9 protein-coding genes are annotated in these 9695 nt (G+C 50.2%); 2 read left to right on the forward strand and 7 right to left on the reverse strand.

Annotated features, from left to right (window positions below; genetic code table 11):
* Window positions 1-43 precede the first annotated feature (43 nt).
* The 5 genes from xni to queF all read right to left on the reverse strand — a co-directional run bounded on the left by xni (window position 44) and on the right by queF (window position 7262).
* Window positions 44-823: a flap endonuclease Xni gene (gene xni / locus AC6R1O_RS10210; RefSeq protein WP_500633866.1), complete on the reverse strand. Its 780-nt coding sequence runs from the start codon at window positions 821-823 to the stop codon at window positions 44-46.
* A gap of 70 nt (window positions 824-893) precedes the next feature.
* Window positions 894-2255: a nucleotide 5'-monophosphate nucleosidase PpnN gene (gene ppnN, locus AC6R1O_RS10215; RefSeq protein WP_334555223.1), complete on the reverse strand. Its 1362-nt coding sequence runs from the start codon at window positions 2253-2255 to the stop codon at window positions 894-896.
* A gap of 171 nt (window positions 2256-2426) precedes the next feature.
* On the reverse strand, window positions 2427-3992 hold the full coding sequence (locus AC6R1O_RS10220) for a diguanylate cyclase (protein WP_334555224.1): 1566 nt from the start codon (window positions 3990-3992) through the stop codon (window positions 2427-2429).
* Window positions 3993-4103: 111 nt separating this feature from the next.
* Window positions 4104-6374, reverse strand: a complete 2271-nt coding sequence (locus AC6R1O_RS10225; protein WP_500633865.1) for a tetratricopeptide repeat protein — start codon at window positions 6372-6374, stop codon at window positions 4104-4106.
* Between the two features lie 42 nt (window positions 6375-6416).
* Complete coding sequence (gene queF, locus AC6R1O_RS10230) at window positions 6417-7262, reverse strand: NADPH-dependent 7-cyano-7-deazaguanine reductase QueF (RefSeq protein WP_500625980.1); 846 nt, start codon at window positions 7260-7262, stop codon at window positions 6417-6419.
* 82 nt (window positions 7263-7344) lie between these two features.
* On the opposite strand from queF, the gene syd reads away from it, so the two are divergent.
* Window positions 7345-7908 (forward strand): SecY-interacting protein, encoded by a 564-nt coding sequence (syd, locus tag AC6R1O_RS10235; protein ID WP_500630642.1) that lies wholly within the window; start codon window positions 7345-7347, stop codon window positions 7906-7908.
* The gene (locus AC6R1O_RS10240; RefSeq protein WP_500633864.1) at window positions 7895-8671 is read left to right on the forward strand and encodes a Zn-ribbon-containing protein; all 777 of its coding nucleotides are present in this window, start codon (window positions 7895-7897) and stop codon (window positions 8669-8671) included. The genes syd and AC6R1O_RS10240 overlap by 14 nt, the downstream gene beginning before the upstream one ends.
* A 104-nt stretch (window positions 8672-8775) precedes the next feature.
* Here AC6R1O_RS10240 and AC6R1O_RS10245 read toward each other — a convergent pair whose 3' ends face one another.
* Both AC6R1O_RS10245 and AC6R1O_RS10250 read right to left on the reverse strand, forming a co-directional pair.
* Complete coding sequence (locus AC6R1O_RS10245; RefSeq protein ID WP_500625983.1) at window positions 8776-9045, reverse strand: DUF2897 family protein; 270 nt, start codon at window positions 9043-9045, stop codon at window positions 8776-8778.
* Window positions 9046-9052: 7 nt separating this feature from the next.
* Complete coding sequence (locus AC6R1O_RS10250) at window positions 9053-9688, reverse strand: M15 family metallopeptidase (protein WP_500656935.1); 636 nt, start codon at window positions 9686-9688, stop codon at window positions 9053-9055.
* Window positions 9689-9695: the final 7 nt, after the last annotated feature.

The raw sequence follows: 9695 nt of genomic DNA on the forward strand, positions 1-9695 counted from the left end.
CGATTAAGGTCAAGTTACAGCCCTGCATTGTCAGGGCTGTTTTTTATCCTTTTTCGGGCGGTGAATAGCGCAAATCTTGTAAGTTGAATCCAAGCTCGATATCGGTTTTCAGCGCGGCAACTTGGCGGCACAGTTTGGCTTGCTCAATATGCTCGTCCAATTTTTTACGATATTTGGGCGCTAAACTCTCGCTGGCGTAGGCCTCATCGATGTTGGCAAATTGGGTCAGGATCTCTTTGGCGGCTTTCGGGCCAATGCCCGGAACCCCAGTCACTTGGCTTGAGCTAATGCCAGCCAATCCCCAGTAGTCGGCCAGTTGCTCGGGTTTGACACCAAATTCTTGTTCGATAAATGGCGCGTCCAACCAACGATGCTGAAAATAGTCGCGAATTTGCAAGGTGGGAGAGAGCAATTGGCAATAGCCTTTATCGGTGGAAATGATGGTCACTTTTTCGCCGTGACTCGCGACCTTCATCGCCAGTGTAGCGACCAGATCGTCCGCTTCATCCCCTTCAGATAACAGCGAATCCACCCCCAATTGCCACCATGCTTCTTGAATGCTCTCTAGGCCCTCTTGCAGTGGTTCGGGCATCGGTTTGCGGTTTTGTTTGTACTCAGGCAACCGTTCGGCGCGCCAGCCTCGCTCTTGCAGGTGATGATCAAACACCGCAATAATGTGGGTGGGTTGGCTTTCGTTGATGATGCGACTTAAAGTGCGCGAGGTGGTTTGAGCGGTACGTGCGATGTCTGACGCATCGGGCTGCGCTGAGTGGACTCGGCGAATCAAATTGAGGGCATCGATGATCACAAGGTGTATAGACATAACAGCGTTACCAAAACGGCATAAAATAAGGGCTCTAAGGCCCTTATTGTAATGATTGAGTGATAGATTGCTAGGCGGTCTTAATCCGATAGCACGGTTCGTAGGCACTGCCTCCGGGCAGTTTCATCCGGTCTTGGCTGACAAAGTCTTTTAATAGTCTGTCCATCTTTTTCATCAGCTCACTATCGCCATCGAGTTCGAACGGGCCGTGGCGTTCAATCTCACGGATACCTTCTGCCTTAACATTACCCGCCACAATGCCCGAGAATGCTTGACGCAGAGAAGCGGCGAGGTTTTCAGGTCGTTGATTGAGGTGCAAATCCAAACTCGCCATGTTGTCGTGGGTCGGTTCAAAGGGCAGTTGGAACTCAGGCTCAATTTTAAGTGACCAGTTGTAGCTGTATGCATCGCCGGTTTCTTTACGATGAGCACGCACTTCACTCATTCCATGTTTCATGATTTGCGCCACACGCGCGGGATCATCAATCACGATTTCGTAGTGTTGTTGTGCAGCTTTACCTAGCGTGGCACCGATAAACTGGTCAATGGAGCGGAAGTACTCTTCACTCTCTTTTGGCCCAGTCAGTACGATGGGCAGCGGCTGATCGGCGTTTTCTGGGTGCATCATAATGCCTAACACGTAAAGCAGCTCTTCCGCTGTGCCCGCGCCGCCGGGGAAAATCACAATGCCGTGCGCCATACGCACAAAGGCTTCGAGGCGCTTTTCAATGTCCGGCATGATGACCAGTTCATTGACGATCGGGTTTGGCGGCTCAGCAGCAATGATCGATGGCTCAGTGAGGCCAAGATAACGCTGCTCGTAGTAGCGCTGTTTGGCATGACCGATCGCAGCCCCCTTCATGGGGCCTTCCATCGCACCAGGACCACAGCCGGTACAGATGTTCATTTCACGCAGACCAAGCTCGTTACCCACTTCGCGCGTGTACTGGTACTCCGTCGCATTGATAGAGTGGCCGCCCCAACAGACGACTAAGTTAGGCTCAAGCCCGGGGATTAGGGCTCCGGCGTTACGCAAAATGCCAAACACCAAGTTGGTAATGTGGCTGGCATTGGTCAGGTTTAGACGTTGATTGTCCGCTAAGTGCATGTTGACATAGACAATGTCGCGCAGCACAGAGAAGAGATGCTCCTGAATACCTTTGATGATTTCCCCGTCAACAAAGGCGTGCTCTGGAGCATTAATGAGTTCGAGTTTGATGCCTCTCTCACGGCGTAATACATTGACATCAAAGGATTTGTATTTGTCGAGTAGCTCTTTTGAGTTGTCCGTGTGGCTGCCGGAGTTAAGCACCGCCAGTGTGCAGTTGCGATACAGTTGGTAGAGATCACTCGAGGCCGTTTTTTTAAGGCGCTCAACTTCAAGTTGAGACAGTAAGTCCATACTACCGGCTGGGCTGATATGTGTGATCATGAAGTCTCCTTAACCAGAATTGTTTCATGCGGTGATTTATTATTGTTAGTGCTCAGTGGAAAATGGAGAGGGAGTGAATAACTGAGTTACTACTAGCTTAGCATGCTTTAACAGATAATAAAGGCTAAGTATTTGATATGTTTATATCAAGCTGAGAAATGAGGGGGTGGGTTATTTCCAAACCAGTTGGCTTTTTCCGACGGATTTCGCTTCTTTCAGTGAAAGGTTTAGGCGTTCGAGTACTTCTTCTGGTGTATCGGACTCTTTGAAGGAGGTGCTGGCCGCCGACAAGGTGATAGAGAGGTTTTGGTCGCGGAATTTGAATGGCAGCTTCGAGACCTGAGACTGAACAGTTTGGATGAGCTTAAAGCTGGCGTTGTCATCGGATTCAGGCAGTAAAATGATGAACTCTTCGCCTGAGAAACGGGCGACAGTGTCTGTGCTATTCAACTGGCTCTTAATGGTGCGTGCAATGATCTTGAGTGCTTTGTCGCCCGCAGAATACCCAAAGCTGTCATTGATGACCTTAAAACCATCAATATCAAACATCACCACGCGAAGATTATGTTGCGCGCGAATCCAGCGGCGATATTCAAGCTCTAAACGATCGTTAAAGGCGGTGCGGTTGTAGACCTTGGTCAGCGGGTCAAGCAACATGCGCTGCGCTTGATCTTCAAGTCGACGACGGTAATCTTGCGTCACTTCGAACAGCGCTTCCAACTGATTATTGCCATATTCCATCCGCTCGATGAGGGCTTGCTCACGCTGCTCCGCTAAGTGTAACCGTTCGGTTAATGCATTGAGCTGACTCAACAGTGGATTGAGATCTTGCTTGAGATCATCGAGCGACTGCGCGTTGTTGACCTTAGATTGAGTACTGCCCAGTAACTCGGAGAGCTCGATGTTCATCTCTTTGCGCTGCTCAAAGTAGCTTTCCGACTGCTGCGTATTTTGCGCGCTACTTTTGAGTGTCGTCGCGAGAGAAGCGTTCACTTGCTCTAAAAACTGCTCAGAGGTCTTGCGCTCATACTTGGTGCCTTCGATGACCAGCTTGAGCGTTTGTAAGGTGAGCTCAAGCAATACATGTGAAGAGACGCCAATCAGCAGTTTGGCACGGATATCCGCTAAGAGATCCCCTGACTCACCTTCAAAATCCAATTCAGTGATGAGGTGTTGCAGCTCATCCGAAAGGCGCAAAAGCAGTTCGCGATCCGAGCTGTTGGCGATTTGATTGATGGAAGTGTCAGGGTTGGAAGTAATGATTTTGATGGAGCGTTCGTAGAGGCCAAGTAGAGTCAAAGCTTGTTCTGCTTTTGGCCGCTCAATGCCGTTGGAATAACTGAGTAAATCGCGTAGATCACGCTTAATCTTGGCAGGCAAACCTGTCAAGCGTAGCAGGGTCTCACCGCTTGCTTTGATTTTCGAGTCTAAATTGTCGCTCTGTTTGTCCATCGCTATGCTCTGCTGTTTAAGCAGGCGTTCAAGAACGGCGAGCTTCGGTATCATGGTAGTGACATCTTGCTGCTGTTCTAAGGCTCGACGCAGTTCTATCAAGCCATCTTGAAGCCTAGGGTTCTCATAAGTATAGGCGCTACTTAGGGACGCGACGATTCGCTTCAATACCTTTTGTTCTCGTTGAAACTTGAACGAGGTATCTCTGTGATTCAATCGGACTTGTTCCAATTGAGATTTCAGATTGTACAGCTGTGACTGAAGATCTTGCTCAAGAACGCCCATGAAAATCTAAACTTAAGACGGATAGGAAAAGCCTAACCTTAATAACGAATTTAACGATAATATCAAAATAAATCCGCCCGTCACGACATACCGACGTCGTTTGCCCAGGTTTTACTCATCTTTTAATAGTTTTTTGATACTGTCCTCATTCTTGAACGATGAATGGACCTTTATTAACCCTTGATTAATGGAATGTTTACACGCTTTACGTATGTTACCAGTTGCAAGGCTCGCTGCCGGAGCATTCTCAATCGCCTTGAGGTAAACCCACTGACTACTGTGTTCTTTCATACTTAAGGTACGCGCCGTGCTGGTGGACATCAACAACACATCAATCAACTCTTTATCATTCACGGCCGTATAAGCCCTTGGTAGGAAGGGGTAATCCGCCATACCAATTCGTACGATGCGGTTAAGCGAGCGTTGAGGCTCAAACTCACAGATCCACTGCTGAATGCGTTCAAACAGTCGTTCAGGATCTCGGTTCTCTTCGCTGGCTGGCTCAATGTAGAGGAGGTTGGCATCGGAAAAGTGATACATACGCGCCGGAGATTCAATTCGGCTGTGCAGATAGTCACCAAAGGCTTTTTCCAGTTTTAACCCCTCTGCGTAGCCGTGTTGCAAATACATGTTACGCAGGAAGGGGACGTCAATCATGACGAAGCGCAGGCGGTCATTGAGTGGTTCATGAATCAGCTCGCCAACATGCCATTTCTCAAATTTGTGGCTGCTCTCTTCCAATGACGCCGGTAGTTTCGCGTTCAACATGCGTAGGTTTTTCAAGCCAGAACGTGAATGGGTGTAGATCAGCTCGTTGAGCAGATCCAACTCCTCACGTTGAACATTGATGACATGCCCTCGACGTATTAAGAAGATAAAGAGCAGCGCGCACACCACAAACAGCGTCACTGTGATTTTCTGAAATTTGAGGTACTCGGCGTGGGTTTCAATCAGCTCTTCTTTTTGGCCCGCTAGATGAAGCGATTGCTCGACGAACTCTTTTTGTTGGCGAAACGCGTCTTCGCTTATGATGTCGAGTTGCTGCTGCTCAATAATGGATAGGGAGTTAAATTGTTTCATAAACTCTAACGCTTCTTTGTATTCCCCACTCAGTTCATAGCCGTAGTAGAGCAGTTGGAACGCGTGTTTACGAATGGTGATGTCATTGAGCGATTCACCGATAGAGAGCGCTTTGAAGGCGCGATCCAACACCACTTTTGCGAGCTTTTGATGACGTGCCAAACCGGCTTCAAGCAACAGAGCGTGTGCCTTTAGACGTGGGGTATCTGTGTACTGCAACAGATCTTGCGCGCGCTCTAAATATTGCTCTGCCAGTGGGTAGTTGACCAAATTTAGATAAGTGGTCGCGAGCGAGAGACGAATGTCGATGACACTTTCGATATTGGTGCGCATCTTTTCATGGTCCATGGCGTTGAAGTAGTGCACCAACGCCAAGTTGTATTTCCCTTGCTGGTAGTAGATATCGCCCATACGTTTGAGCAAGGGGGCTAATCGAGGTGATGAGTCAAAGTTGTCATAAAAATCCGCTGCTTGGGAGAGGTGGTCCGCCGCTTTATCCAGCACTCGGCGCTCAAAAAAGAGTTGTCCCAGCACTTGGTTGACCTCTGCCAATTGTTGCCCTGAGTCCACTTCAATCGCTTTCCAATAACTGGCAAGAAGCTCGGAGAGCGCTTGGTTGTACTGTTTATGCGCGAGTAAGTGCTGGCCATAGGTGGTGTGAAAGCGGATAAACGTACGGTCCGAATTGGAGTTGTCCACATACTCTTTACTTTGCAGGTAGAGTTGATTGGCGAGATCCAATTTCCCTTCCTGTGACGCTATCGCGGCGCGCAACATGGCTGTGCGGTATTGCAATCCGCGAGCAAATTGCTGTGGATTGGCGATTTGACTGATTTCTTGCTCGACCAACTCGAGCCCTTCACGGGCAGCGGCGCCATCAGCGCTGATTTGCCAACGCAGTTGAATTTCATCAATACGCACGTCAAGCAGCAGATAGGGGAGTTGGTATTTTGCCGCTAATTCTTCCGCTTGCTCAAGGTGCAGGAGCGCGTTTCTTGGGTTGTGCAGATTGTATTCGGCTTTTGACAGAATTCGCAGAGCGTCAATGGTGCTACCTGGTGAGCGAGTGCGGCTCTCAGAATCATCACGGGATAAAGCGTTCGGGCTTTGCTCCGTCTGACCAATTAAATCACGCTGCTCTAAGAAATTTTGCACCAACTGACGGGCTTGCGCTGGCACGACATCCACCACGCCGCTGGCCTCGTTCAACACGGCGGATGAGTAGATCGTGTTGGCCCATAACGGGCGAGAAATCAGCAAAACAAACGCAAAGACAATCGAGCGCCAGCGAAGTGAAATCATGGTGGTAGCTATCCTTGTTGACCAAATTAAGTGGAGCGAATGTTATTGGCGCGCCATGCGTTGGTTGTGCAACGGTTCTGGGTATTGATTCGAGCGATATGGGTTGATATCAAGACCACCACGGCGCGTGTAACGGGCATAGACCGTGAGCTTCTCTGGTTGGCAGTAGGTCATGATGTCGGTAAAGATTCGTTCCACACACTGCTCGTGAAACTCATTGTGCTCACGGAAAGAGACAAGGTAACGCAGCAGTGCTTCGCGATCGATTTGCTTGCCCTGATATTGAATCTCGACGCTGCCCCAGTCAGGTTGATTGGTGATCAAACAGTTCGATTTCAATAGATGGCTGTGGAGGCTCTCTTCCACGTCCTCCGCGAGCGTGGCATTTTCCAGCAGGCTCGCATCAAAGTCGTAGTGGGTGATTTCGATGTCTTGGTGATCGATACACTCGCCATTCATGGTCACAATCACGCTGTCGGTATAGTCCTCAACGCTGTGCAGGGTGACGGATACGGTTTCACCTGCGCAGGCCGAAAGATCGCGGGTCAACGTGCGTTCGACTTCATCCCAACTGTCGAAGCGGGATTGGTTAAGACTGTTAAGGTAGAGCTTGAACGACTTCGACTCAATCAAGTTGGCGCTAGTGGCAGGGATGGCGACGTCACCAATCGCAACTTGAGGCAGCCCTTTACTGTTTAGCCATGAGAGCTCATACAAAGTCCAAAGATCGCAGCCCATAAATGGCAAGGTGTCACCCAGCTGAAGATCGTCGCGGTTGAGGCTGCGCGGGACCGGTTGAAGCAAGCTTGGGTCGTACTGGTTGGCGTAGTCGGTTTTTTGTCCAAGGGTTAGGCCAGCCAGCTCTTTGGCATCAGAATATTTGCTCATACTTTTGTTCATTTTCCATTAGAATGGCGAGAATTTTACGCAATCCCGCCCCTAAAAGCGAACATTGATGTTGGAGATTTGAATGCAAGATATCGCAGCTGAGGCGTTACTCTCGTTGAGTGACCGCTACCGCCAAGCCTACCTTGACCGTCAAGGTCATTTGCCGAAAAGCGCAGAGTTGGCGGACTTGGTCTCACCCTGTGTTGTACACAAGGATGAGGACACAGTCTGGTGGCAAGCTCAGCCGAGAGAGCGTCAAGCGGATTTTTCCAACGTTGAACAAGCGATTGAGCTGACCCTTCACGATGACATCAAAATCTTTTACGGTATTCAATACAGCGCCGATATGGACGTGACCTGGCAAGGCAATGACTTGACGCTCTTGCAAGTGTGGAGTGATGACGACTTTGAGCGCCTGCAAGAGAACATTCTGGGGCATTTGGTTACCCAGCGTCGTTTAAAACTCAAACCTACGGTGTTTATCGGAGCAACAGAGGCGGAGCTCGATGTGGTCTCGATCTGCAATTTGACGGGGAACGTGATTCTTGAGCGCCTCGGCACGGCAAAGCGAGACGTCCTCGCACCAAGTATTGATGAATTTCTTTCCCAGTTAGAGCCGGTGGTATCAAGCGATGTACGTAGTTGAGTTACAGTTTGAGTGTTTTGATAACACCACCATCAGTGCGGTCGACAAAGCCATTAACGGTCTGATGGATGCGCTACGTTACAACGGTCAGGTGCTCGGCAGAGAGTTCCCTATCGTGATGGGCGATGGCGAGTTTTTTGTCCGTGTCGTCTGCCCAGAGAAAGAGAGCTTACACCCAAGACACCACTCCGACTTTGTCAAAGTGTGTCTCAAGCGCCTAGCTGAGGCGGCGCTGCTGGCCCCAAAAATGCGTCTATTGGGCCGAGACATTAACTCGGAAGAGGCCGCCGATGACAGTGCGCCAAGCTGGCAGGTGCTCTACACCACGTATGTGCATACTTGCTCGCCGCTTCGTAGTGGCGATACCTTGCTGCCTATCCCTTTATACCGCAATGGCCCAACGCTCAATGGCGATCATAAAGCGGTGATCAAATGGCAGACGGAATGGCAAGCGTGCGATGAGCTGCAAATGGCCGGTGCGTGCCGCGCTGAACATGCGGCCTTGCATGAGATTGGTGACGTGGACAGCGTGCTATTTAAGCGTGGCTGGGATTTGCGCGGCCGGATTGAGTACATCACGCAAATCCCCACTTACTACTATCAGTATCGCGTCGGAGGCGAGAGCCTCGCGACTGAGCAGGCTAGGTTATGCCCCAAGTGTGGTGGCGACTGGCGCTTAGACGAGCCGCTTCATGACGTGTTTCATTTTAAATGCGACGAGTGCCGATTGGTCTCAAACATGTCGTGGGATCATATCAAATAGATCGCCGGGCTAAACCGACTTGGCTGATACGCGGAGATGGCTCCGCGTAATGCTCTGAATCGGAGATGATCTGAATTGGAGATGTTCAGAATTAGGGAGGTAGCTTAGTCTTTGTTCTGCGGGTGAGTGGTGTTGCTAGTGGCACTATTATTGGTCATTGGGTCGCTGCCCTCTGGCGTGCTTTCCTCGCTTTCTTCGAGTAGCTCTTTGAGTAGCGCTTCATCGCTGCGTCGCTCTTGCTCTGCGTCTGTTGGCTGCGTTTTGCTAGTTGGTTTGAGTTTCAAGTAGGAGACATAGCGCAGTGCCGCGATGTTGCCGACCATAAAACAGACGACCAGAATGATGATAAACCAAGGGTTAGTGAACAGTTCCATTGCAAGCCTACGCGCTAATATTGGTGATAAACTGAGTATACAGCGTATCGACGTTTGAGATCAGGTACTCTTTTCCCAGTAGCTCGGGATCGTGCCACTGCTCAGTCAGCAAGGCTGGGGTGAGGTGGCTAAGGCAAGTATCTGCAGTCGCTCGGTGACTGATGTGCCAAGGCTCGGGAGCGACACCGCCACGATCGGTGTGATAGGGGAAGAAAAAACCGTAGTCCTGCAGGGTGTGACTAAGCCACAGATAGAAAGGTTGCTGGTGACCGGTGTGATATTCCCAAGGTTCCAGTTTTAGAGAAGTATGCCGAGGAAGTAAGTTACGTGCATACACGTCGAAATCCGTACCCCAATGATGGCGGCTCGCGCCTGGCACCGCTGACCAGCGCATGATGATATGGATGCGCTCTGCAATGGTGAGCGATTGAGCGTCGAGCGGACGGCTGTGGCTGTCGAGCACGGCAGCCTCTCCGCTCATTTTTCGATTCCAAATCGCTTTTTGCCGATCATAATCCCGAAAACCGCTCGCAACGCACAGGTCAAATCCAGCCTCAAGTGCCGCTTTTCTTAACGTCAGCAAGGCGTGTGTGGCGTTCGGGTGCACCAGAAACGCTTTTTCTCCCACCAACACCTCTTCCAGGTGATCG

Source organism: Vibrio sp. R11-SG3-ISO3-SZ (assembly GCF_059834345.1).